At 34.9% G+C, this 1,690-nt stretch carries 2 protein-coding genes; one reads left to right on the top strand and one right to left on the bottom strand.

The genetic code is table 11. From position 1 onward, the window contains the following. Positions 1 to 269: 269 nt before the first annotated feature. Positions 270 to 650, top strand: coding sequence for a winged helix-turn-helix transcriptional regulator (locus B3J44_RS21595; protein ID WP_198856530.1), 381 nt, complete (start codon positions 270 to 272; stop codon positions 648 to 650). 170 nt (positions 651 to 820) lie between these two features. Here the strand turns inward: B3J44_RS21595 and B3J44_RS21590 are convergent. Further along, positions 821 to 1,690: aminotransferase class V-fold PLP-dependent enzyme (locus B3J44_RS21590; RefSeq protein WP_286971356.1), on the bottom strand; the 870-nt coding region annotated here is incomplete at its 5' end.

Here is a 1,690-nt window from a genome sequence, read left to right as displayed (position 1 = left end):
TCCTAAAATTGGCGAATGTATTAGCTTTCTTTCCGAGCCGTTTTCGGTCATTTGATAATCAATCGGATTAAATCCTGAAGCCATAATTTTTACCTGAATCTGATGTGGTTCAGGTTGTGGAATTGCTACTGTTTCCAGCTTAAATTCTCGGTTTTCCTGTAATACAATTGCTTTCATTTTTATCATTTTAGTTTACAAAAGTATCGCCGCAATGCTTTATTTTTGTTATGGGTTAACCCAAGGTAACCGGTTACCAAATAGATACTAGTATGGCAAAAATTAACGATAATGGAGTGCTTCGCGAAGCCAATTGTTCTGAAGAACTTATGGCAATGCGTGACAGTCTTGATGTTTTGGGCGGTAAATGGAAATTGATGATTCTAAGGTTTTTAACCAACAGAACGCATCAGGTGATTCATTTTAAAAAAATGCAACGTGAAATTGATGGTATTTCGGCTAAAATGCTCAGTAAAGAACTCAAAGAATTGGAGACCAATTTACTCATTACCAGATCTGAACAAAATACCAAACCAGCAACTGTCGTTTATGCCATTACCGAATATGGCAAATCGGTGCTTCCTGTTACCGAAACCTTAGTCAATTGGGGATTGGCGCATAGAGAAAAAATTATCGAATCGATTAGTAAATAAATTTTAAACACATAGAAAGATAATTTTATCTATAATTGCGTTTCAGTTGTTCAAAAACATAGCGATTTGAGAAACTAGTTTATTTCTAAGTCTTTCTACAAAATAGAAAAATCTATGTTTCTATGGTTAAAACCTAACAGGTTCTGAAAACCTGTTAGGACTACTACTAACTAATCTAACTTAAACCAATCTTTTACCTCTTTTTCTATATTATCTTTTATCTTGGGATTTTCAAATTCGTTTGAAACCGAATTGTATTCGTAATCTTTTTTCCATTTTTTATAATTCAACGCTACTTTTTCAATTGCGTCACAGATATAAAAAAGTTCCTCATTGGTCGTAATGGGATGCAAGGATAAACGAACCCAACCTGGTTTATTGGTCTGATTTCGCTGCAATAATTCATTGGTAATTTCAGCCGATTTCTTTTCATTGATATTGAAGAGATAATGCGCATAAGTACTGGCGCAAGACCAGCCTCCGCGAACCTGAATCCCGAAACGATCATTTAAAAGCCTTACAATCAAATTGTAGTGAATATCTTCGATTACAAAAGAAACACAGCCAATTCTTTCTGTTGTTAAATCTCCTAGAATAGATAATCCGGGTATTTTTTGTAGTCTAGAAAAACAGAGATCGAGCAATTCTTTTTCTCTATTTTTAATATTTTCCACTCCCATCTGCTCTTTTAATTCTAAAGCCAAAGCAGTTCTAATAACTTGCAGAAAACCTGGGGTTCCACCATCTTCTCTAACTTCTATAACATCGCTGTAACAATATTTTCCTAAAGGATTGGTCCATTTTACGTTGCCTCCACCTGGATTATCAGGAAAATCGGATTGGTATAGTTTTTCATTGAAAACCAAAATACCGCAAGTTCCTGGTCCGCCTAAAAATTTATGAGGCGAAAAGAAAATCGCATCCAATTGTTCTTCTGGATCTTTTGGATGCATATTGATTTTGACATATGGTGCAGAAGCTGCAAAATCTACAAAGCAAAGTCCGCCATTTTGATGCATAATTTTGGCCAATTCATGATA

It is taken from the genome of Flavobacterium sp. UBA4854 (genome assembly GCF_002399805.1).
GTDB classification, from domain to species: domain Bacteria; phylum Bacteroidota; class Bacteroidia; order Flavobacteriales; family Flavobacteriaceae; genus Flavobacterium; species Flavobacterium ginsengisoli.
The sequence above is the reverse complement of the archived record's forward strand: the minus strand, read 5'-3'. Positions and strand labels throughout refer to the sequence as shown.